The 24,145-nt window shown below is 42.6% G+C and carries 20 protein-coding genes; 2 read left to right on the top strand and 18 right to left on the bottom strand.

Going from position 1 to position 24,145, the window contains the following annotated elements; translation table 11 throughout:
- Positions 1-33 precede the first annotated feature (33 nt).
- On the bottom strand, positions 34-984 hold the full coding sequence (locus BDD43_RS25240) for a hypothetical protein (protein WP_147425736.1): 951 nt from the start codon (positions 982-984) through the stop codon (positions 34-36).
- A 285-nt stretch (positions 985-1,269) separates the two neighbouring features.
- Between BDD43_RS25240 and BDD43_RS25235 the strand changes: the two genes are divergently transcribed.
- On the top strand, positions 1,270-1,854 hold the full coding sequence (locus tag BDD43_RS25235) for a riboflavin synthase (RefSeq protein WP_121200892.1): 585 nt from the start codon (positions 1,270-1,272) through the stop codon (positions 1,852-1,854).
- A gap of 1 nt (position 1,855) precedes the next feature.
- Here the strand turns inward: BDD43_RS25235 and BDD43_RS25230 are convergent, their stop codons facing one another.
- The 15 genes from BDD43_RS25230 to BDD43_RS25160 form a co-directional block, all read right to left on the bottom strand.
- On the bottom strand, positions 1,856-2,380 hold the full coding sequence (locus tag BDD43_RS25230; protein ID WP_121200890.1) for a hypothetical protein: 525 nt from the start codon (positions 2,378-2,380) through the stop codon (positions 1,856-1,858).
- 159 nt (positions 2,381-2,539) lie between these two features.
- Positions 2,540-3,682: a GAF domain-containing protein gene (locus BDD43_RS25225; protein WP_121200888.1), complete on the bottom strand. Its 1,143-nt coding sequence runs from the start codon at positions 3,680-3,682 to the stop codon at positions 2,540-2,542.
- 195 nt (positions 3,683-3,877) lie between these two features.
- Entirely contained in the window at positions 3,878-4,369 is a 492-nt protein-coding gene (locus tag BDD43_RS25220) for a hypothetical protein (protein WP_121200886.1), read from the bottom strand.
- Positions 4,329-4,658 carry a hypothetical protein gene (locus BDD43_RS25215; RefSeq protein ID WP_121200884.1) on the bottom strand — a complete coding sequence of 110 codons (330 nt, stop codon included), beginning with the start codon at positions 4,656-4,658 and terminating at the stop codon, positions 4,329-4,331. Before BDD43_RS25215 ends, BDD43_RS25220 begins: the two co-directional genes overlap by 41 nt.
- Positions 4,659-4,668: 10 nt before the next feature.
- The gene (locus BDD43_RS25210) at positions 4,669-5,136 is read right to left on the bottom strand and encodes a CHAP domain-containing protein (RefSeq protein WP_121200882.1); all 468 of its coding nucleotides are present in this window, start codon (positions 5,134-5,136) and stop codon (positions 4,669-4,671) included.
- A 4-nt stretch (positions 5,137-5,140) separates the two neighbouring features.
- Entirely contained in the window at positions 5,141-5,440 is a 300-nt protein-coding gene (locus BDD43_RS25205) for a hypothetical protein (protein ID WP_147425735.1), read from the bottom strand.
- 137 nt (positions 5,441-5,577) lie between these two features.
- Positions 5,578-9,765: a beta strand repeat-containing protein gene (locus tag BDD43_RS25200; protein WP_121200878.1), complete on the bottom strand. Its 4,188-nt coding sequence runs from the start codon at positions 9,763-9,765 to the stop codon at positions 5,578-5,580.
- A gap of 4 nt (positions 9,766-9,769) precedes the next feature.
- Positions 9,770-11,365, bottom strand: a complete 1,596-nt coding sequence (locus BDD43_RS25195; protein WP_121200876.1) for a hypothetical protein — start codon at positions 11,363-11,365, stop codon at positions 9,770-9,772.
- 1 nt (position 11,366) lies between these two features.
- Entirely contained in the window at positions 11,367-12,026 is a 660-nt protein-coding gene (locus tag BDD43_RS25190) for a DUF6712 family protein (RefSeq protein ID WP_121200874.1), read from the bottom strand.
- Between the two features lie 53 nt (positions 12,027-12,079).
- Complete coding sequence (locus BDD43_RS25185; protein ID WP_121200872.1) at positions 12,080-13,366, bottom strand: hypothetical protein; 1,287 nt, start codon at positions 13,364-13,366, stop codon at positions 12,080-12,082.
- 346 nt (positions 13,367-13,712) lie between these two features.
- Positions 13,713-14,264, bottom strand: coding sequence for a hypothetical protein (locus BDD43_RS25180; RefSeq protein WP_121200870.1), 552 nt, complete (start codon positions 14,262-14,264; stop codon positions 13,713-13,715).
- Positions 14,265-14,459: 195 nt separating this feature from the next.
- Positions 14,460-15,041: a hypothetical protein gene (locus tag BDD43_RS25175; protein WP_147425734.1), complete on the bottom strand. Its 582-nt coding sequence runs from the start codon at positions 15,039-15,041 to the stop codon at positions 14,460-14,462.
- 102 nt (positions 15,042-15,143) lie between these two features.
- The gene (locus BDD43_RS25170; RefSeq protein WP_121200866.1) at positions 15,144-16,217 is read right to left on the bottom strand and encodes a hypothetical protein; all 1,074 of its coding nucleotides are present in this window, start codon (positions 16,215-16,217) and stop codon (positions 15,144-15,146) included.
- Between the two features lie 179 nt (positions 16,218-16,396).
- Positions 16,397-17,602, bottom strand: a complete 1,206-nt coding sequence (locus tag BDD43_RS25165) for a head maturation protease, ClpP-related (protein ID WP_121200863.1) — start codon at positions 17,600-17,602, stop codon at positions 16,397-16,399.
- Between the two features lie 258 nt (positions 17,603-17,860).
- Positions 17,861-18,115: a hypothetical protein gene (locus BDD43_RS25160; protein WP_121200861.1), complete on the bottom strand. Its 255-nt coding sequence runs from the start codon at positions 18,113-18,115 to the stop codon at positions 17,861-17,863.
- A 422-nt stretch (positions 18,116-18,537) separates the two neighbouring features.
- On the opposite strand from BDD43_RS25160, the gene BDD43_RS25155 reads away from it, so the two are divergent.
- A complete protein-coding gene (locus BDD43_RS25155) occupies positions 18,538-19,380 on the top strand; it encodes a hypothetical protein (RefSeq protein WP_121200859.1) in 843 nt (280 codons plus the stop codon).
- Between the two features lie 275 nt (positions 19,381-19,655).
- Here BDD43_RS25155 and BDD43_RS25150 read toward each other — a convergent pair whose 3' ends face one another.
- On the bottom strand, positions 19,656-20,681 hold the full coding sequence (locus BDD43_RS25150) for a hypothetical protein (RefSeq protein WP_121200857.1): 1,026 nt from the start codon (positions 20,679-20,681) through the stop codon (positions 19,656-19,658).
- Between the two features lie 120 nt (positions 20,682-20,801).
- A complete protein-coding gene (locus BDD43_RS25145) occupies positions 20,802-24,059 on the bottom strand; it encodes a coiled-coil domain-containing protein (RefSeq protein ID WP_121200855.1) in 3,258 nt (1,085 codons plus the stop codon).
- Between the last annotated feature and the right edge of the window lie 86 nt (positions 24,060-24,145).

Genomic DNA, 24,145 nt, shown 5'->3' with positions numbered 1-24,145 from the left:
ATGGTCATTTTAATTTATTGGCTTGATATTAATTTATTTTTTTTTCAAATAAGCTGTGTAGCCTTGGTTTTTATACAACAAACCTACATATTCTTTTACAATCAAACTGTCATTTTGCGTTTTTGTTTCAAAATCTTTCAATGTGCCGAGAGGATTAAACTCTACCTTTACGCCATCTAATTGAAATTGAACAGTCGAATTATGGGTAATGTTTTGATGTCTGTATCCCATAATACAATCGTTTTTTAAGCTATATGTTTTACGACAAACCATTTCTATTTCATACGTGTCGCTCCCAGATAAAGTTACAGAAAACTTTGAATCTAAAAAGTTACCCTCGTAATTATTTTCTATTTCAGGAGTAATTGGTTTTTTATTTATAAACAAAGACGTAACAGAGTACGTAGCGTTTGCATGTTTACCACCATGACAACATCTATTGGTAAATAGTTGATGATCGGTTTTATCTTTATCAACAGCTACAACTGTAAATTTGGTGGTTTGTACTATATCTATCATTTCAGTGCTCTTGTCGGTCATCTTTATGTTAGTATGCTGCCAAAAGTTTTCATAATACTTAAACGACGAAGTTGGTAAGTATATTTCTTGTACATCATTTAAAATCAAATCATTTATTTTAGGAAACTTATCACTTAAAAGCTCTTTTGTGACTTTTTGCCAGTACGATGGCAAATCGTGTCTATTCCTTAAAAATTTAGTATCAAATAGTAGTTTAATAAGCTCCTCATTATAAATGCCCATATATCTAAGACTATTTAAAGTTATAGATGCTACTCCACTAATAAGGACAGCTTTACCTATTTCTATAAGTGCACCATTAAATTTTTCCTTAGAATAATCGAGTATGGGTTTTGTAGACTGTGTTAAATTTAATATTTCGCCCATTATAATGAATATAACCCCAAGGCCGGCTAATATCCAAGGAATGCTATTTCTAAGTGAATTAAGTATTTTTTTATTCAAGAGGGTTGAATTGATTAGGTTTTCATAAAGATAATAACCTTTTTGAATAAATAACAAGTATTTTTTAAAATCTTATATAATATCAATATTTAGCCTTTGTCCCAACTCATATATAGTTACCCTCTCTTGCACCGTCGTCATCACCAAAAATTAACACGGTTTATATAAAACTTATCCAATTAATAAATTAAGTGTAAAACTTTCCTGTCAAACAGCAAGCCACAATTATTATAATTAGTTTAGCTCCATCAAAAAGTATCCCCTTTAGGGGACGGAAGGGGGCTTATGTTTACAGGAATAATAGAAACTTTAGGTACGGTAACCAATTTGCGGCACGATAGGGGCAACCTGCATATCACGGTTGCATCGGCTATTGCGCAGGATTTAAAGATAGATCAGTCGGTGGCGCATAATGGTGTTTGTTTAACGGTTGTTGCCCTGGCCGATGGCGAACATACCGTTACGGCTATTGACGAAACGCTTAACAAAACCAACATAGGCACCTTTAACGTTGGCGATTTGGTTAACCTGGAGCGTTGCATGCAAATGAATGCCCGCTTAGATGGCCACATTGTACAGGGCCATGTTGATCAAACTGCCGTTTGCACTGCCTATAATGTATTAGATGGCAGTTGGGAATATACTTTTGAGTATGATGCCGCCAATGGCAACGTTACGGTAGAAAAAGGATCGATCTGTGTAAACGGAATTAGCCTTACGGTAGTAAACTCAGGGCTCAACTATTTTTCGGTGGCTATTATTCCTTACACCTGGGAGCATACCAACTTACAACAAGTGCGCGTGGGCTCAACCGTTAATTTGGAGTTTGATATTATTGGCAAATACGTTGCCCGGTTAATGCAGCGGTAAATTAATAATCGCTGTAACTAATTTTGGTAACCGTGCCGGCGTCGCTTAAATCGTATTCCAGGTATTGGTTTGTGGTAGAGTCGTCGTTGGTAACATCCAGCAGCGCCGTTTTATCCTGAATTTTAAAAGCGGGCAATTCGGCTTCGGTATTGCCAATTGCATTGTACTTGTGGGCACTGGCTAAACCAACGTTGTATTTGTGCGATGTTATTTCAAAGTTGGCCAGCTTATCGTGTATAAAAATAAATTTAGCGCCATTATAGTTTAGCACCGTGCCTTGCTTATAATGAGCCTGGGTAGAGTAGGGTGCTATTTGCTTAGGCTGCCCTAATGCGCTTATCACCGCGTTTTGCGACGAGCCTATTTTTACAGCATTTTTACCTGCCCTTAATTTAATCTCTAAATCGGCCACATCAACGGTAACCTTTGGGGGGCTCAGTAGTTGGGTAATAAAAAAACCTGCCGATACAATGGCAACCGCACCTACACCCAATACAATCGTTTTTTTATAATTTATCTTGCTCATAACATCCAGTTTTAACTCAACACCAAGTTAGTTATCATCTTCAACATTAAAATTACTTAAAGGTTTAAAGGTCATCAAGTAATAAATACGATACAGGGGCAAATACATACTTAACCGTCAGCACGCTAGGGCTTTTTTACTTTGCGTTGATGGATGGTGTTAAAAAAGCTTGGTATCGCTTTCGTTATTTAAGTCGCGGTTATTTACATGGATAACAATGGCCCTTATTTTTTCGTCGAGTTTATTAATGGCAACCTCCAATAATTTAAGGTATTCAACAGGGGGCTGATAGCCTTCCTCTTTAATGAGGTTCATCATACCCATAATAGAGGTTAGGGGGCCGCGGTACTCGTGCGATTGGATGTGCGCTATATTAACCAGCGATTGGTTTTGGGCCAGTATTTGCTGCTCGTATAGTTTACGCTCGGTAACGTTTCTTAAACTGTACGATACGCCTATTACCTCGTTTACAGCATTCCATGCCGGCGCAAAGTTGGCTTCCCACCATACCTCGCCAAGTTCGCCGTAATTGGTAAGGCCCTCGGCATAGCTTTTTTTCCCGGCAAGGGCCAAATTAAATTTTTCGAGAAAGGTGTTGATAAACGAAGTTGCGAGGTAGGTAATAAATAAATCGCCACGGGATAGCTTGGTACTATGTACTTTTCTAACAAAGTTGTATGCCGTTTTATTGTAATCTAAAACCTGCCCGCTTGCATCAAGCAGCACATGTAAATTGGCCGAACTTTCAAAAAACGACCGTAGCCTTATTTCGGCATTAATAATGGTTTGTTTTTGTTGCTCGGCCTGCTGCCTGTTTTTTTCAAGCTGCTGATGGTTTAACTTGAGTTCCATAATGCTCATAGCTTGTTTAGATAGCATTTTTAGCATCATTTGCTGATGCTTATCTAAGTTATGGGGTTTACTATGGGCCACGCAAAAGGTGCCAAGCACAAGGCCATCGCGGTTTATAAGCGGCGTCCCTGCATAAAAGCGAAGCGATGGCCCGCCCAATACCAAGGGGTGGTTTGCAACACGCTCATCAAGTAAAGTATCCGGAATGATTAATACATTGTGGCTTTGTATAATGTGGTTGCAAAAAGAAATTTGGCGCGGGGCACTTTCAATGTTAATACCCCTGCTTACTTTTATCCATTGGGTGTGCTCATCAAGCAAACTTATCAGTGCTATTGGGGTGTCGCAAATTTCGGACGCTATTGCTACCAGTTCCTGCAATTCATTATCTAATTGCAAATTTAACTGCTCAAACTGTTTAACTGCCTGTACACGAACAGTTTCACTCATATATGTTTTGGGGAAAAGATTAGCTACCTAAAAAAACAAATATAAAACCTACAATTATGATTTTGGCAAAGTTTGGACATGATGCTCAAAACGGTTTTTTTACCAACAATAATAAGGTTTTTACCCGACTTTTAGTGTATCTTTTACATATATATTGTGCTTTAGGGATAGTTTTTTTCGGTTTCGTAATTAAGATTAACCCACAGTACGTTTAAAAACAAAATAGCCAATAATACCAACAACGGCTATGCCCACTAACAACGCGGCCAGCCAGCTTATACTGGGCTTTGTTTGGGTGGTTTTATTTTTGCTTATTTGTTTACTTGTTTCGTTTTTTAAAGTACTATCGGCTTGGGTAACATGTGTTATCCGGGCCATGTTACTTTGTGCCGCTTGGGCGAGACTTAACTGGCTGCTTCCGGTTTTTTTAAACACAATGCTTTTAGCTATACCCGTGTATGCAAAGGTTGAGCCCGCGGTAATCTGAATTTTTTGAACCGCGCCCGAATCGGGTACGATGTCAATCTCGTCGGAGTCGCGCGTGTTTTTCGCTATCTTTAATTCGCTGTGGGTTTTACCGGTATCAATGCTCAATACATCTTTTTTACTGGTGCTAACTGTATGTACAACGGTGCTAACATCGGTTTTAGTTGTTGCTGTTTTGCGGGTTTGGCAACCAGTGAGCATCAGCAAAAAGACTATTGGCAGATAAATTTTTTTGGTTTGTGGCATGGTTTTCGGGCGTGTTTTTTAAGCGTTCGGTATCTTTTTTGTTTTCCATCTTCTCCAAACGCTGGTCTATTATTTTATACTGTATTTTAAGTATCTCAATTTGGTTGGCTAACAACTGGCTGTCGTTTTTTAAACCGAAATACGATGTCATAATCCCGGCGGTAGATACCACCGAAAAAGCAACCAGCAAATAAAGTATCCTTAGTGTAATTCCGCGTATTTCTCTTGTTTCTATGGTAGTCATGGCGTATGCTTTAGGCCGGTTTGTCTTCCAGTTTAATAAAACCAACCATATCTTTAACATACCTGGTTTTGCGCAACACCGATGTGCCTTCGCGGCTTCCGTTGTTATTGGTGTTGCCCTCAATAGTGTGCAAAAGTCCGTCGGCAAAAACACCGGTAACAATACCGGTATGGTAACCTTCGGTATGGTGCATAATAAAAATGCATCCCGGTTCGGGCAGGGTTAAGTGAGTTCCGCGCCCGCTCTGCCACTCGTCAAGCACGCCGCCGGTTGCTTTAAGCGGATTAACAAGCCCTAATTTTGCCGACGCCTGCTTGGCGCACCAGTAAACAAAAGCCATGCACCAGGCGTAGCCCTTGCCCAACCCAACCGCTTTCAGGTAGGTTTCAACAGCCGGTCCATCGTTATGGCCCGCAGCCTCGGTAACGCCCAACTGGCTACCGGCCACATTTATAATTTCAATTGCTAATTTGCCCATTGTGTTATTGTTGTTTTAAATTTGATTTAACTTCGGTTGTGGTTTGCTTAACGGTAACTTCGGTTTGAGTTTCAAAAACCGTTACCGATTGCTGTATAAACTGCAGCGCTAAAACAATACCGCCGCACACCGCCGCCGCGTATCCGCAAAAAGTGCCAACCAGCAACAATTTGCCTGGCCAGGTAATGGCCGTTGCCGCCCCAAATGATGCTGTAGCCATACCAAGTACTATCTGTATTTTTTTTACCGTTGGCGGCACCGCGCTTCTAAAGCGCAGCCAGCCTTGTTTTAATAAAGTTTTCATTTTTACTGAAGCGAAAAAATTTGTGTTGCAACCAATAACCGGATCGTTATTGGCCAATGCAATAGTGCTTTGCAAGCAAAAAACAATGGTAAATTGCCTGCAAAGCATATAAAAAGGCACTAAGCATGCAGATTTATTTAGTTTAATATCCACCAGTTAACCTGGCTTGTATCTGCCGAGCTATCGCTGCTTATCACAAATGATGTACCGGCCACTATAGTACCGTAAGTTAAACCACCGATAGTGCCTCCGTTAGCTTTACGGCATATCATAATAATACTACTTGCACTTACTGCCGTTGTGTTGATAGTTATTGTACCCGCAACCAGCGTAGATGTGCCAATAGATGCATTGGTGCCGGTCGCAATCTTTATTTTATTACCGGGTGTTAGTAAATTGACGTTACCGCTCACCTGCACTTTGTCAGTTATATTATCGGAAGTTGTGCCAATTAGTAAGTTGCCACCAAAGTAATTGGCTCCTGACTTAGAATATAAAGCATAATTATCAACTGCTCCTGTGCCTGCACCACCCAAATATAGAGTTGCCCCTACTGTCGCTGTACCGCCTCCAGTCGTTACGGTTCCTATTGGATTAATGGCCACATTGGCTATAACAGGACTGGTGCCTGAAGCCGATAACGCTACCGGAGAAGAACCCACAACTAAGTTTGCATAAGAAAGCCCTGAACTGAGAGAAGCAGCTGATGAAGCGTTTAACAAAACACGCCACATCATATTTGTTGAACCACCCAATTGAACTTTTGCATCCGATGCTGTGTTAACAATGGTGGCCCCACCCGTTACTAAGAATGCCGAGCTGCCCGACGATAATCCGGTGCCCCAAATAGGACTATTAAAAATAGTATTACCTCCAAAATAATTCGTGCCGGCAGCCGAATAAAGAGCATAATTATTAGTACCACCTGTACCAGCATTGTCGATATATAAAGAGGCTGTATTGGTAACCGATGCACCATTGTTTGTACCCAAAGTTACCGGCAGAACCGTTAAGCTATTTGCAAAAGCATGTGTTCCGGTTGATGCGGTGTTATAGCCTGTATTCGCTATTAAAGTATTGGTATAATTATTATTAGCTGTTAAACTAGATATAGTTGTTCCTCCTAAGTTAACTCTAAGTTGTACCGAAGTAGCCCCGCCAAATAACCAGGTAGCTTGAGTACTAGGTTGACTTGCTGCATTAAAACCTGTAACATAAAAATTACCTGCCGTAAAGGGAACAGATGTAATGATAGAACCACCGGGAACTGCTAATTGTCCTCCTATATTTGTATCCCCAGAGTAATTAACCGAGAACTTTGAATTGTGCGTCCCTGCTCCATTTGCTGCGGTATTAGTGCCTATATCTATTAAAGATTGACTATTGCCGCTACCTTGAGATGTAATATAAGCTGATAAATATAGTCCTCTAAATCCTGCAGTACCTGTTTGTGATATAGTAGGAAATATTGAAATATAAGATTGTAGTAATGTACTTGAAGTTAAAGTTCCACCCCCAGCAAAGGTAGTTGCACCATTAAAAAAGTTAGCTCCAGAAGCTGAATACAAAGCATAATTATTAGTTATTGAAACATTAGTTCCAGCAATGGGAGCATTATCTATGTATACAGTAGCTATTCCATTATAAGAAACTCCTGTATTAGTTGAAGTTATAGTCGAAGCTGCAAAAGAATTAATAGCTGTTATTCCTGCTATTACTGTGGAAGCTGCTGTTGATGAATTATTAAAGGTACTTGCTACAGCTTGTAATTGAATACCATTTAATCCCCATGCTGGCATGGATACCGTAGAGCCACCTAACGTAAGGAAACTACTTGCAAAACTATTACTTAAAGGTAATCCTATACCGACAAAAGGTCTACCGCTATTAATAACTAAAGTAGGTACAGTATTGGCAACTCCAGCAGAAGAACTTGGAGTATAGAAAACTATACCATCTTGGGTATTATTACCGGCAGCATTACCACTAACATTAACAAAAGCCAGTCCCTTTCCTGCACCTTGACTATATAATCTCGCAAACGAACCATCAGTTAAATCCATTTGTATATACTGAGACTGATTAGTAGTTGTTCTTGTTGCTCTTATTCCTGATACATTAGTAGCAGCCACTCCTCCTCCTGCTCCTGCTATTAATACTTCCAAAGAGGTATTAGGAGTAGTTGTACCAATACCAATATTTCCACTAAAATAAGTATTACCACCAAATATACTATTTCCTGAAGCAATCTGTAGTGCATAGGTATTACTTGCTGTTACATTAGTTCCAGCAGTGGGTGCAGAAGCAATATATACCGTAGCTAAATTTGATGCAGTTACTCCAGTATTGGTGGCACTAAATGCACCTCCTGCAAAAGCTACTACACTATAGTTTGAAACTGTACCGTTAACAACTGTTGAGTTATCTAAGAAAGTAGAATAGGCACTATCTATACCATAACCGCTTGTTCCTCTATTAGCAGAAGAAACGTTGCCACCTCTAAACCATTGAAAAAATGTAGGAGATGCAGTATATATTGGTAGTGCCCCAATACCATTAGATACTAAAACCGAACCAGCAGCAACAGAAGGTAAACTACCCAATTGTCCTGATGATGTGGTAGTAACCAGTCCACCCGCACTGGCTATTGGTGTAACTGTTAAATTTCCGCTTACTAATGTATTACCTACTCTATCAACTGTAAATACTGAGCTATGCGTACCGGAAGCACTTGCGCCTGTATTGGTGCCGGCATTTATCAAATAATTACCACCAGTACCAATTGAACTTTCAAATGGACTTATATATAATGCAGAGTAACCATTTGCTAAAGTATTAACAATAGTAGGTAGAATAGAAATACCATAACCTGATACAGGAGTACTCGTAGTATTAGAGATCTGTTGACCTCCACCTACGCCAAACATAGCACCAGCGTTTACAAGTCTTGCTACTGTTACTGTACCTGTAACATCTCCTCCATTATTCTTTATTAATAATTGTGTAGAACCTAAAAAACCTAATGCTATAGTACGTCCTGTAGAACCTGTTCCTCCATTTTCATAAGTTATATTATAAACACCACCACTCCAATAATGCCTTACTCTTTCATAATTTGTTGTTTGGTCTGTAGTATTATAGTAAGCAATGCCTGTTGAAGTTGATCCAAGTGTTAATTGGTGAGTTGGGGCAGTAGTGCTAAACCCAATTCTATGATTTGTTGCATCGTAAAACAGGTTTGCATTGTCTTGGGTGTAAACTCCCGAAGGGCCTGCAAAAATGAGGGATCCGGGGGTAAAGGTGCTTGATGTGCCGGTACCGCCGTTTGTTATTGGTAATATGCCTGTAACATGCGTTGTTAAGCCAACTTTGCCATAGGTTGGAGCGGTACCAGCACCGCCAGATAGTAGTACATTTCCCGTGGCAACGGCCAGTAGTTTGGATAGCGTGGTTGGGCCCGATGCATAGAGCAAATCGCCGATGGTGTAGGCTGCCAAACCTGTGCCGCCATATTGAGGGTCGATAACGGTGGCGTTCCAAACTCCGGTGATGATGGTGCCCAGGGTGGTTAAAATGGAGTGTATTACGTTTGCCGGCAGGGTGTCGCCGGTTAATTTTGATGCTGCGAGGGAGTTTATCCAGGCAGGGTCGGTATAGGAGCCGGTTAGTGATGCGTAGAGGGTATCGGCGTATGCTTTAACCCTGGCTGCTGTATAATACAGGTTTGTTACGCCTTCGGCCAGCGCATCCGTAGTGCCGGGTGATGATACCAGGCGAATGTATGCCGAGCCGCTCCACCTGTACTCGAAGTTGGTATCAAGCGTTACGTAAATTTTGCCTGTTTCGCCGGTGGTTGGCAGGGCGGCCAGGTTGGCAAATTCTAAAACATCGTCAACATAGCTTGGTAGTTGTGCGCTCGAAACTTTGCCGCTTCCGTCTAAACCGGCGTAGCCGTTGGCTACGTTTTTATTGGCCGTGTTTTCGGCGGTATAGCCTAAACTGTCTTGTTTGTTGTTTAATGCCGTGTAAACCCCGCCCGATTGTACAGGATTGCTGCTGCCGTTGACCGGTGAGGCATCGGTTACAACCGGGGGGACTTTGATAACGAGGTCGGCATCGGAAACCGCGGATGTTGGCCACCAATATTCTACAACAGAACCGGAAACAAAAACGCCTACGGTTTTGCCCGGCCTAACTGCTGCGGGTACGCCTGCTTTGGCTGCTGCAAGGCTTGCCCAGGCTTCGTTGTCGCCGCCATAATACCAGTCGGCATCACCTTTTTGCGTGCGTTTTACTGCTCCTCCAATTTCTAAATTAGCTGCCATGTTTTTATGCGATAGTTATATTGTGACGGTGTGTTGTTGAATAGGGTATGCTTTGACTCATAGCATATATTTTATAGGTAGTTACCGGTGTGCCCGAGGCATCGTTAACTGTTATTGCGCTTTGTACGTATTGGGCCGTTATATCTAAATTTAACGCGTCCTGATCGATAACGCTTACCAGCGATTTACCCGGAGGCAGCACCAGGCAAAATTTAGTGTTGGTGCTGCCCGTATTTAATGTAAATGTGTTACCTGCATTGCTAAGCCGGGCGTTAGTTAAAGCGCGGGCACTTGCACTATCGGTAGGGAAGGCGGTAACGGTATCGTACCATAATTTGTAAAAGCCCTGGTAGCTTAATGTGCTGCTGGTTGCGTTGCTTGCCGGTATGCGGCCCGTAGCATCGGCAATGCCGATGATGTTGTTTTTGATTGGCCCTTGCGCGTACGAAAATGTGGCTGTGTAAGCTACGGCCGTTGCGCTCATTACTACAGTAGCATCGGTATAAGGGCTTGTGGTCGATATTTGGGTGCCATTTTTTTTGATACTTAAAGCTGTGCTGCTGCCACCATCGTTTTGAGTAAAGGTAGCCGTGAGCGGGATGCTGATGCTTTGCCCTATCTCCAGGCCACTGGTAGTTTGGGTTGACGATAGCGAGGCCGACGGTGCCGTATACGTTGGATGCGGTACCAGTGCAGCACTTAAAGCACTAACCTGGCTTTGCAGGGCGGCATCTCCGTTAACCCTGTTTGTAGTTTCGGTGGTGAGGGACGAACCGAGCGTGCTTACCTCATCTTGCAATGCAGCATCGCCGTTAACCCTGTTTGTAGTTTCGGTGGTGAGGGACGAACCGAGGGTAGTTACCTCATCTTGCAATGTAGCATCGCCGCTAACCCTGTTGGCTGTTTCGGTGTTGAGGTTTGAGTTTAGGGTTGTTACCTGGCTTTGTAATGCCGTGTCGGCGGTTTGCCTGTCGGTTACTTCGGTGGCGAGCGACGCGTTTAGGTTTGTTACCTGGCTTTGTAGCCCAGCGTCGGCGCTAAGCCTTTCGGCTGTTTCGCCGGTTAAGGCCGAGTTTAGGGCCGCATTATCTGCCGGGTTGCCGGTTAGGCCTGCAAAGCTTCCCGTAAGGGCGGCCAGTTTTGTTTTTTCGGCGGTGGTGTAATCTTCGGTGCTTAGGCCTTTGCCATCAACTTTATCAACTTTGTTGGCTATGGCGGTGTCGCGGGCGGTTAGTTCGCTTAAAAGCGAACCGTTATCGGTAGCGTTGCCGCTTAATAAGGCAAAGGTGCTGGCCGGCTCGTTGTTGCTTAATACCCAGTTGTTTAAATTACTGTCCCATATGTATTCCTGGGCGTGGGGGCTATCGGCTATTACGGCATAGTCGCCATCTACGCCTACGGGTATGTTTAGCTGCAAGGCTTCTAACGATACGTATTTGCCTACAAAATGTGGTGCTGCGCCCGAAGTTGCTACGAGCGACAACAGGTTTGAAACCCGCACCTTTTTGGTTACTGCCGAGCCCGAAGTGGTAATGGGAACATAATCGGCAATGGTTACAACCAGGTCTTCGGGTAGTTCGGATATTTTTTTATTTGGCATATTATCGGCGTAAATAGCGTTTAGGTTGGTTAATGTAATTTTGGCCCTTTACTGCTGTTAACCTGGTGCCGGCACGCTTTTCGGTATCAAAAAACTGACCGGGAAGGCAACCCGGCGTGGCCAGGTATTTGCGGAAATAAGTTACATTATCGGCCATAAAATCTTCGGTGGCAGTAAAAAAGGCGTTGGCGTCTGCCTCCGCGCGTGATGCTACGGCCTGTATCTCTTTATCAGATATCTGCACCGAAAAATCGACCGTTTTTTTAACAAAACCCGATTGTGTGGAGCGTACATTATCGCTGCGTACAAAGCGGGCAAAGCTTAGGTAAACCAACACAGGTTTAAGGCCGGCATAAATTTTTGTGGTGGTGCTTTGGTCGGGCCAGGTGTAGTTGTAGGTGGTGCCATTCAATAATTTTTGAAACCAAAGCTCATCGGCAGTGGGTTGGTAGGGCGCCATATCTGTTTGGGCGGCAATGCCTGCGGCGTAGCTTGTTAGGTATTTTATCATATCAAAATACAGGCGCTTGCCCAGCATTCGGCACAAATCAAGCCGTTGGGCCTCTAAAATAAAAGGCTCCAGGCGCTTACTATCGTCCATATTGACGGTTAAATTGCGATAGGCAGCAAAATCTTGTTTGGTTATCAGTAGTGGTTCCATATGGTTTGGTGCGGATGGGCCGGGAGTGTTTTTTAAATAGAGGTTAATGCGGTTTATGTTTTGCGCGTTTGTGTTACGCCAACGTTTGTGCTACCATCGGGGTATATTTTTATGGCATCTTCTTCGGCTACGCCGTACAGTACGGTTAAAATGTTGCGCTTGCTGGCATCGCTTATGTATTCGTTGGTGAGTAGCTGGATGAGGCTTTCGGGAGGATCGGCCTTGCTGATTTTAAACTCGATGGGGATGATGGAATAATCGGCCGTGGGGTTTATGTTTTTGTAAAAGCCCTCGCCCAGCTTTTTAAATATGGCCTCGAGCATAATGCGCTCTTCGGTGGTTACCATGTTGTAGTACATGGTGGCATCGCGCACCTGTTCCTGGTTAAAAAAGCCGCCGCCATCGGTTACCGAAAGCAGTATTTTGGGGATGAGGAAGTTGCGGATAATTTTGTTGGTGAGTTTGGTATCGGTGTACTCAAAAAGCTTGTCGTCGGCATTGTTGGTAATGGGGATAAGCTCGGGTACTTCTTCGTCGTTTTCAACATCAACTACAATAATATCGGCACCTTCGGGGCCAATAAAGGCGGTAAGCTCGGTTTCAAATTCGGCGCGGGCTTCTTCGTCGGCAAATTTGCCTTTGTGTACCATGATGCTTTTTGCGCTGAAGTTGTTTTGAAGATTGGCCGTTGTACGAATATCCGACTGTATTTCGGCATACAAACTTTCCATCACGGCATCGCAGGATGCAAGGGGATAGCTATGCTCGTCCATACTTACATACAGCAACTGGCCTTTGTATTTATCCCAGCCGCCAACACTTTCTACCTGGGCGGCAATGGCATCGGCTGCCAAATCAAAGGCGTGAAACCAGGTGATGAGATCGGTACGGATGTTGTTGCGTTTTTCACGGCTCCAATCGGCATAGGTGGCATAATCAAAACCCGATTCGTTTTTACGGCTCTCCGAAGCCATGCGCACATGCTCAAACGGAACGTGAAAAATATCGGTTATTTTGCCCGCCGCGTTTACGTTTACATGCAATGCAAATCCCCGGAAACGGGCCATATCTTTTTTTACCAGCGAGAGTATTTTATCCATTGTTTGGCAATCGCTGTTTACAATGGCCTGGTAAAAGGTTAAATCGGCAAAGCCGGCACCACCAATAAAGCGGCCATAGGTATCAACACAGTTGCGCGCTGTTGGGGCCGAACTGGTGATGGCGTAAATGCGCTGCGGATAAACGTTGTCTTCATCGTAATTTACAATGCCATATACGCGGTTTTCGCGCTGGGTTATCCGCTGGGTGGTATCGCGCCGGGTGCTGGTTAGTAATCTCATTTTAAGTATTGGTGGATTTTTTAATATTTGGGAGCCGTTAGCCGGGGAAAAGGAATATTGAATAACGAATATTGAATTTTGAACGTCCAACACCGAAGTATTAACTCATTATTCAATGTTGTTTAGTTAAGTCATTTAAGAATGCGCCATGGGTGCAAAAGGTCGGTTTTAATCAATAATTGCATATTGCATGCCGGTAGGTATGCCACTTATCGAGGTGTTGTACCTACGGCACAAATTTTTGTTTTGTTTGTTTTTGCTACCGACCTGTGACCCCGATGGGGTCGCCTTTCTTACTAAACCACCTTGCCTTACTATTCGGTATTTAAATGGGTATTGTGGCCCTTTACCGTGATTTTTTACCTTGTGTGTTTACGGGGAATATTTCGGTTTGGGCGGCGTCTACAGTTTCTTCGGGTTGTTGCTTTTCGGGTTGTTGTGGTTCGGCTGGCTGCTGTTCTTCGGGTTGTTGTTGCGGAGCGGGGGCGGTAATTACTACTACCACGTCGTCGTCTTTACCGGGGTACCTGTCGAAATGTTGTAACAGGGCCGGGTGTGCCTGTAATAGTTTTTCGGCAGCTTCGTCGGTAAGGTTATCGTTGGTGAGGGTATCGCCGCCAAAGGTTGTTTGCAAACTACGATCGGGCTTGAGGAGGTATTTGCGGGTTGGATACGTCATGCTGAGAATGTTTGATGGATTGTTTTGCTGTTGCAGATACAGGTATTTTTGTATGCGGTAAAATGCTTTTTGGTAACAGTTGCCGCAACCTTGCTTAATATCCTGGTTAAATAACTGCTTGTAAACCTGGTTAAGATAGGCCAGGGCCTGCGGCTGGCGTTGTGCTATTTGGGCACTTAAAACTTGCCAACCCCCAGCGGGGGGAGTTACTATATCCATGTGGTTTGTGTAATTGTTATTGCTGCCTTATTTTGTGTAGTTGTGGGCCTTTGCTCTAATTTTCCTGAACGATAATTACCGGCAGCCATACCTGGCAGCTTAGGACCGCCGCTCAATAGTTGGAGCCGGTAATTACGTGCAAGAAACATATATAGAGTTGTAAAGCACCCTGTGGCCGGTAAGGGCGGCTTTACGCTAAGCTTCGTCGGCTTTAATTAGGGCCAGCAGGGCGGTTTTGGTTGTTGCGTAGCTGGTTTTGTAGAGCGTTGCAGGCATGTGCGGCTCTTTAAAGTTGGCCGGCGAGGTAAGGTTTACTTCGTAAGCACCTTCGGAGTTGGCATCGTTAGGATCGGATTTTAGGGTTGTTAGTTCGAGGCCCAAATCGGTACCAAAAATTTCGAAGGCCGAATCGCCCGATTTGTGGATGTTTTCGATAATGGCTACTACGCGGTTGGTGCCCAGTTTTTCGATCTCGGTTTTAACTGCCGAACCTTTGGCAAACACCACAAAATCAACCATGTGGTCAAAACGGGCACTATAATCCTTTTTTATAAAGGTTGTTTTTGGTTTAACCGAAGTGTTGTAACCTTCGTAACGGTAACCGGTGGCACCCTGGGTTAGGGTAATATCGGTTATAATTTGTGGGTTGTTGGTATCTCTAACATAAGCTGCAATATCGCTACGGTTAAAAAGGTACACTACTGCCTCGGTGCCGCCCACTACGGGGTTGTTGCAATCGTACAGCATGTTTTGGATAAGTTGTCCGCAATTTGTCATTTGGATGGTGATTTTTAATTTGATGAGGGGCCGGGGGCAGCAGGGCAAAAATTGCTGCCTCAGGCTGTTGTTTTTTTTGAAGTGTTGTGCTGGGTTTGGCTATTAATAGGCAACCATGGTTAAATAGTCTTCGGCTATTTTGGCGTCAAGGTTAAAGGCATAGTCAACGTTGTACTTTTTGCCTATTTTGTCGTAAAACGGATCAAGCTCGCTTAGGTTGCTTACCTCTTCGGTACCAATTTGCAGGTTGCTTTTGGTTGTGAAAAGGGCGCGGTGGGGCTGGTTCCACTTGGTGCCGTTGTTTTCGTAATTGCGGATGTGGCGGTCTAAAAACTGGAAAGGTATCACATCAACACCGTCTATTTTAAAGGTATCGATGCCGCTTTCGGTACGCTCGTAAGCCAGTTCAATGTTGCTTACGGCCTTACGCTCGCGGGCGTACTGGTCTACAACGGATTGTGTGGCTACAATTACTTTGTCCTTTGCTCCGCGTAAGCGCAAATCGGCATTGTATATCATGCTCTCAAACATGGTTGTAACTACTTTGGCATCGGTATCGGCCTGGGTAAAGGCCTGTGCGGCGTAGCTTGAACCGGCGTTGTTGGCAATGGCTATGTGCTTGGTGCCATCGGCAACGGCAATGGCTTTGGCTTGTGCCCAAAAACCGTTTAGGGCGTTAAAGTAACCCGGATCGACCGAGTTGGCCAGGTAGCCACCGTTTGTTGCAATATCGGCAGCGGTATTGCCTAACCAGGCAAAGCGCAGGGCGGTTTCGTAAGCGGCAAGTGAAAAGCGTTCTTCTAAAAAGAGGGCAAAATCGGTATTGGTTAAATCGGACTTTTGGACGCCGTTTTTTAATCCCCATACAAAAAATGTTTGTAAAAGATCGGTATAGCACTCCTGTATACGATCGCCGATGTATTGTGGCTGCCAAAATTTTTCGATGGCGGGGATGGCTGATGCTGTGGGCGTTATACCGCAGTCGGTTATTTTTTTGCCCGTTAAACCATACTGGCCAAGGTACACCATTTGTTGTTTGGCTTTAATGCCGGTTACAACGGTGTGAAACTGATCGATAGTTGGGTTTTGAAATACTGATTGGTAAAACGCCTCGCGCAAGCTCATTACTTCTTTACCATCAAAGGTAACGGCGGATAAATTAATGGTTGATGACATTTTTTAGTGTTTGAATGATTGGTGGAATAATTGGTGGGTAACGATAAATATCGAACACAGAACACCTAATTTTGAATGATGAAGTGAAGGTTGGTATTAAATATTGAAGCAATAATTGGGGTGGGTGATATTGAAAAGCCGTTGTTCAATATTGTTTACTGCCTGGTTGGGCGTTTGTGTTAAGCCGTTTTGTGGTCGCCTTTTTTGGCTTTTAGTTCGGCGCGGCGGGCGTCCATTTTTTCGGCTAAGTTGTTGCCTGCGGGTTTGGTGCTGCGGTTAAATTTGTTTTCGCGTTTTTCGGGCCGGTAGCTTGATTTTGCCATTTGCAATGCTTTTGATGCACTTGCCATTACGGTTTCGCTTTGGGCCAGGGTGTTTTCGAGCTCCAGCTTTTCGGCCTTTAATATGGCCAGCTTTTTACGCAGGCTTGCCAGTACGGCCCGGCCTTCAGGGTCGGCACTGGTGGCGGTGCCGCCGGTTGGCTGGGCAACATCGGTTACCAGGCCATCGGCTATGGTAATGGTTGTGCCGTCTTCAAATTCGTAGTCGCCATCGGCAGCGGGTATGGTTAGGGCGTCGTCGGTAAAAACGGCTGTGCCTTCGGCCAGGTCGCCATCAAAATAAAGGTCGCCATCGTCGCCCACCAGGGTTTTGGCGGCTGCCTGTATGTTGGCATCGTTGTTAAAATCTTTCACCAGGTTTTTTAGGCCGCTTATTAACTGGCTAAACCTGTTCTTTTTTGTTTTGTCCATGTGTTGTTGTTTTTGTGGGGTTGCTGGGTGCTGTTGGGGCGCGTTGTTGGTTGACGGGTATTTATAAGGATTGTGTAATTGATTGCTATACAGTGCCATTGCCTTTACGGTATCAATTATACCGGTTGCAAATTTGAGTTCGACGGCCAGCTCGGGGCTCATTAGTTTTTCGGCCGTCATGTAGCTTTGCAGCAGTTGGTTGCTGGCGCCGGTGCGTTGCTTGTAAAAGGTAAGCAGGCGGCTTTGCTCGTTTTGTAGTTCGTTGGCGTACTGGCGGAAGTATGCTGCGTCGCCCTCGCCATTACCCCACGGGTTGTGGATAAGGAAGCGTGAGTTTTCGGTGAGTTTACGCTCTGTGCCGGCCATGAAGATGACGGTGGCGATTGAGCAGCATAATCCCTCTACAATGGTGGTGATTGGTTTGCCGGTGTTTACCAGAAAATCGTGAATGGCGAAACCTTCGAACACGGAACCACCATTGGAGTGGATGTGTACCACGATGTTGTTGCAGGTGCTGTTAGAGTTGTACGCATCCTTTACGGAGGTTAAGGACACAGCGCCCGACTGGCCCAGGCTGGGAACCTGCTGGCTAACAATATCGCCGTAGATATATATGTGAGCTGTTTGTGGCATGGGTTTAATGATTGAATTATTGAGGGATTGAATTATTGAGTGATTGAATGATTGAGGGATTGAATTATTGAAGGATTGAATTTTGATGGATGATGCATGATTTAATTTTTGCCATGCTTCCTACTTCTTGACTCTTGACTCTCGCTTCCTGACTCTTTTTAAAATATTACTTCTATTGCTATTGTGATACAAAGGTACGGTGGATTGTGGTTTGGTTTACTATCACAGTTTTGATAGTAACTTTAATTGTAGCGGGGTTTAGCTTGCCAGGGCATCATCCGCAGCCATATCTTTTGCGATGCGGAGCGAACGCCATATTGTGGCACTTGATACGCTGAACACAATTTCGGCATCGCTTACTATGGTGCTGAGGCTTTTGCCTGTGGTTTGTATGCGGGCATCAACCCAAAGGTAGATTTCGAGATACATAAATATTTTTGGCGACATGAAGCCGTTTAAAACCAATTGTTTTAACGTGCCATTGTTTTTAAGCTGTAGCAGGGTTTGAAACATTTTTTAAGTATTAAATAGTTGGTATTGGGTAGTAGTTAGCCGTAAGTATTAAGTTCTAAGTCAAGAAAAATAGAATAATCTAACTTTTGACTCAAGACTTTTGACTCAAGACTTAGGACTTAGTACTGTTAACTTATCACTACTATCAAGCAGTGAGACTTGAGCTGGTAAACTGTTTGCCAGAGGTTTTATTAGCCATTTTTGCTTTGCTTTTGTGTTATACAAAGTTACGGCTTTTATTACGTTTGGTATAATTGTAATAAAAATTATATGGCTGATTTTGAGTGTGTTGTATTTTGATAATTAACTAAAATAATGGGAATAATTATAATAACCGTCGGATTTTTGGAATGTTTAAAATTAAAATACTAAATATTTTAGTTTTCTGTTTTAATTATATATTTTCACAAAAAAATTAAATCATGAAAAAAACCTACGCGATTATTTTAATGTTATTTTTAAATTATAACTCAATTGCCCAATCTATTGGCAAAAGCGTTATGTATTTGGTTGGTAAGAACTTTACAGTAACTCCAAAGAACAAAGAACTTATTGGATACGGTTATCCTGAATTTTATAAAGTTGTTTCGGACGATTCGAAGGCTGAAAATGTTCTACTATTTTACGATGCCAAAAACTATAATTCAAATTATGACAGTTTGGTTAATAAAACGTTTAAATGTATTAGTGTTAAACCATGGATTAACCAAGTTGACCCAAGCGATCCTTACTATTACGCAATTGAATTGGAGAACCCCACTATTAAAAGTAAGGTGTATTATAAATTTAGTACTCTTAGTGAAACTTACTTTAAAGAGACTTTCAAAATTACTGGACTGGGCTTAACAGACGACTATTATTGCAGCCAAATAACTACGGAGACAGACAAAATAAGCCGGACAAAAACTTTCGATACGCCTGATGGGAACTCCATCGCATTTTCAAAAGAAATAAAAGGCGGAATAGCAACTTATTATGCTATTCTTAAAACAACAGACGAATCGGCACATGGAGGAAAGGGGTTTACAATTCTTTTTAAAGATGGTTCGAGGATGTCAAATCCTGTTGCCAAAGTTGATGTTACCGTTGGAAGCGGTGCTTATTTCAATCATAAAATATTTTTTCGGCTATCCCCGGCTCAAATACTCAAGTTTAAAACCGGCATTGCTACTGATATGAAAATTGATGTGCTGAAGATTGAATTAGACCCAGGAGAAGGTGAGGAAACAAGAGCATTTTTTAATTGCTTGTTAAATAAATTGTGATATTTTAAATGTTGATTATCAAGCCTCAGTACAATTACCTGAGGCTTGATAATTTAAAAAATTGCTCATGCTATGCAGCATCACTTTGTTTTGCATGCTGCTCTATACAACTTCAACCACTAATATTTGGCGGGGCATAATGGGAATAATTATAATAACCGTCGGATTTTTGGGAATGTTAGGAGGGCAGAATGCAGATGGCCGATAGGCGGAAATAGAAAAGGCTTCGCCGGTTATGGTGAAGCCTTTGTTGTTTTTGTAATAAGGATTATTAATTAATAGTCGTTGGTTTTTTTAGCGTTTTTAGTTTTCTCTAAAGCGGTGTCGGTATAAAAAAGAGAGATCCGGCCTTTGCTACTAATTTGAACAAAGATGGTATTGCCGTTATTGGTTGTCCATTGAGCGTAATAAGATGCTTTACCCAGTTTGATAGCCTGTACTTCGTAACCATCACCTTCTTTATACGGTTCCTGGAAATTTTTTACAATTTTAGGATTACCATAAACATCAGACAACTCGGAAACCATGGCGTCAAACGTGCTTATGATATGTATTTCTTCAAGCTCGGGGAAGGATACTCCAGCTTGATAGAATTTGTTATCTATTATGGATGCGCTAATAGCACCGGTTTTACGGCCAGTAAAAACAGCGTCGAAAAAGTAAAGCTGATCTGCTTTTGAATTCTCTTTGTCAAATCTACCACCTTTAGAGGCCATTGTTGCCTTAACGGTTTCTGCTGATGAACCAAAAGGGATGCCCCAAAAACCATCTATCGATTTTTTTTCGTTAGGGTTGAATACTACTTTTGGAACGTCGTTAAGCCCATCAATGCAATTGGCGTAAGCCATAACTTTTACTTTAACGTTCCCGAAAGGAGAAGGAACGCGTTTTTTACCTAAAAAAAGATATGATTTGATCTTTTTGGTTTTAAATTTAGCCATATCATCAGCACTTAATGATATGGAGCCAGTATAGATATAGTTATTAATTATATCTTTTTCGGCACTTCTGTCAATGATTACGTTAGAGAAATTTAAGACAGCATCGTCTTCAAAGGTTATTGACGCATCCGTAACTTTATTATCCGGATCGGATATTCCAAGTATCATTTTAAAAAATGTGCCGGTGCCTGCTTTGTCAATTATTTTGGCAAAGCCGAACTGGTCTCCAGGAGTTGGTGTTCTGTAAATAATGTTGTCGTCTGTGACTGACTTTTTAATATCTTTACAATAATCAGTTTGTGCCTTTGCCGAACTAAATATGGCAATAAATAAGATGAGATTCAATAATAGTTTTTTCATATTTCATTAATTTTCGATAAAAATATAAAATCAAATTAATAAAGCAACAAAAATACTAAAAAAATTAGTGATAAATTTTTTAGTATTTTTGTTGCTTTTGTAAACTATTATGTTGTGGGTTTAAAAATTGCTCATGCTGTGCAGCATGGCTTTGTTTTGCAGGCTGGCTTGTACATCTTCAACCACTAATATTTGGCGGGGCATGCTGGCGGCCATTGTTTTGGCCATATCGTTTAGGGAGCGGGTGGTGGCTAAATCGGTAGAGCCGTCGTTTAGGGCGTTGCTGCCGTTAAACAGGCCGCCTAAGGCGTAACCGTTGCCCTGGGTGCTGGTGTTGAACGCCCTGCCGCCGCCTGCCTGGTTTATGGCCGACAAAATGGGCGCAAACATTTGGGTTGAACGGGCATTGATGATGGATTCGCCGTTGCTGAGTTTGGCGTTTATGCTATCGCTGGTGCCGCTGCCCGGCCCGGTTAAATAGCTGCCCTGCCCGTCGGACAGGTATAAACCACCTTTTGCAAAGCCGGATGGGTTTGTACTGTTGATGGTGCTAACCTGCTTTATACCGTTTGCTATTGTGCCTGCAATTTCGCCTGCGCCAATGGCTATATCTATAGCTGCATGGATGGCTCCTATAATTGGGCCTTCGTCCATATCGTTGGCAACAGCCTCGCGGGTTGAGGTATATATTGCGGATATTTGTTTTTCGGTATTAATAGCAATTTCGGCCACGGCTATAGCTTTTTGAGCCACAAACGCTGCCTTACCAGCGGCTGTGTTTTTGCTAAACATGCCCGATAGCTTGGTAAAGTGATCTGAATATTGCTTGGTTTTAGCTTCGATCAGCGAAACCTCGTCTTGAAAGCTTTTCTTTTTTTGAACGGTCTCAACTTTATTGAGGGCGGCGGTGGCTTCAGTACGTTTTTTTTCGATCTCGATCAATTGCGCAGCGTTGCCTTTAGCCAGTAGTACCTCTAAGTTATATTGGTCGGTAATTACCTTTATTTGGGCCTGTAGCTTCTTTTTGGGGTCGGTTTCACCTTCGGCTAGTTTTTTGTCTTCTTCTAAGGTTTTTTCTAAAAATGCTTTTTTTGCTTCGTGGCCTTCTTTTAAAATTTCTAAGTCGCGCAGTGCAGATTGTTCTCTTAATGTTTGTTTTTGTTTTTCGTTTAGATTACTGTTTTTAAGATCAAACTCCAGGTCTTTTTTGTTTTGTTCGCTTTTTAATGTTTGGGTTTTTTCAAAATCGCCTTCTGCCTGTGCTAATTTTAATTGCATTTGGGCGTCAAACAAAGCTTTGTCGTCGGCTGCTTCTTTGTCTTGGGTGTCTTTGGCTTGCTTTTCGGCGAGCTCTTTTAATTTTTGATCGCGCTCTTTTATTAATTGTAAATAGGCTGCCGAATTTTTTTTGAACTGTTTAATTTGTTCTTTAAAACCGGCCTCAAGTTCGGCTACCTCTCGCTTATTAGCATCTTTTATGTTATTAAGGATCATCCTGTTTTGCGATTCCTTAAACGCCTCGCGAGCCTTTGCTTTTTTGTCGTCGGCGGCTTTGTTTTGTTCGGCTAATTTAGTTTGCGCCTCGGTGGCTATTTTACCTTCTTCTTCAAAACTTTTTGAAATGATGTCGTTTTTTTGTTTTAAGGCGTCGTATAAGCTTTTTACTGTTTCGTCGTCAAGATGTTTTGATTCTTTCAGGGCTTCTATTTTCGCAGCGGTAAGGTTTTTAAGGCTAAACTCTTCCTTGCCATGAATACCGTTGATAGCATTTACCTTGCTGAGGGTATTCTCTATCTGCTTGTTGGTGTTTTTTGTATTCTCGTCTGTTTCTTCTTTTTGTAAGGCTTTTATCTTTTTATTGTATTCTTCCTTGTCTTTTATATTGGCACCTATCAATTTGGATTTTAACCGGGCGATTTCGGTTTCACGCTCAATATTTTTACCTGCGGTGGCTTGAATGTCGTCGTTAAGCTCTTGCTCGGCTTTCTTTAGTTCAAATGTTTTTTTGCCTGCTTCGGCCATTGCTTTGCCTAAATTCATCAAACTATCAATAGGGTGAGCGATAAAGTTGCCCAGTTTGCTAAATAAATCGCCCACGCTTTTGATGCTGCCAAAAAACTCATCTAAAATATGTTTACCGGCGGCTATTGCACCGTTAAAACCAGCCATGCCTTGCTCAATAAGATCGACAATGGGTTTGAAGTTTTTGAGGTAATCGGTTAACAAGCCAACGGCAATAATTATAGCACCTATGCCGGTGCCTACAAGTGCCTTGCCGAAATTTTTAGCACCACCAGTAGCAACCTCGAAACCGGACTTTATGTATTGGAAGACTTTGGCAGAAACCTTTGTATTATTATTTAAATCATTTTGTTCGTGTGATAGGGCACGTACCTGGTGAAAATATTCCGCAGTTGATTTTCCGATATTTTTCAAGCCTTCTACTCCGGTAGCAAAACCCTCTTTTAACGTTTTAAATTGCTCGGCAGCTTTACCTATACCTTCGGAAAATGGGAGTATTTTTTTTCCGGCTTCCACAAACCTGTCGGAGAAATCGGAGATAGATTTGCTTTCGAGTTTTTTTAGGCTTTCTTGCAATTCATCTATTTTTGCTTTGAGTACGCCGCCAGTTCTTGCGCTTTTCTGTTGTTTTTCGCTGAGATTTAAATATTCGGTAGTTAAAGCCAATATAGCTACCTTGGTATTAACAATACTTCCCTCTGTGGTGTCAAGTATTTCTTTATGCGCTTTAATTAATTTTGTGCCTGTTTTTCTTCTTTCATTTAGTTTGTCCTGCTCCGTTTGTTCGCCTTTTTGTTGAGTTAGCAAAGTTGTTATACGCTTTTCGAGACTACCGCCAATTCGTTCATTTTCGCGTTCAGTGCTATTTAGGTTATTGTAAGTCTCAATTAATTCTTTAATGTGTTTAGCTTTTTCGCTTTCGTCTAAATTTTTGTAATCCTTCCTGGACTCTCTCAATAATTTCGTGGTGTCTGATATCGCTGCTTTAAGTTTCTTTTGAGCTTTTTCGGCTTCTTTGGCAGCATTTGTATCGGCAACCTGGGCTTTACTTGAGTCGGTTTGTTTTTTGGTAAGTTCACTCAGATTATTTTTTAATTCTTCGGAAGATTTAGCTGCTTCGGCAAGTCGGGTAGAAAACTCTTTTAGGGCATCTTTGCTTTTATCGGCGGCTTCGGTTGCTTTTTTTATTTGCTCGGCAATTTTATCCAGTGCTTCGCCGCTTTCTTTGCCGGTGGTTTTGAGTTCTTTGAGTTGCTCGGCAAGGGCTTTTACGGCTTCTTTGGCTTTGTCGGCATTTTGGGTGAGGGCCGCGGTATCAATATCGATACTGAGGAGGGCTTTTTTGGTATCGTCCATAGGGTTGGTTTATTGGTTCATTAGTGTCATTAGTTCATTGGTGGGGTAGTTTGTTAGTTAAGCGGTATTGGTTGGGTTGGAATGAT

Source organism: Mucilaginibacter gracilis (assembly GCF_003633615.1).
Taxonomy (GTDB): domain Bacteria; phylum Bacteroidota; class Bacteroidia; order Sphingobacteriales; family Sphingobacteriaceae; genus Mucilaginibacter; species Mucilaginibacter gracilis.
Note: the sequence above shows the minus strand (reverse complement) of the source record. Positions and strands in the feature narration are given on the sequence as shown.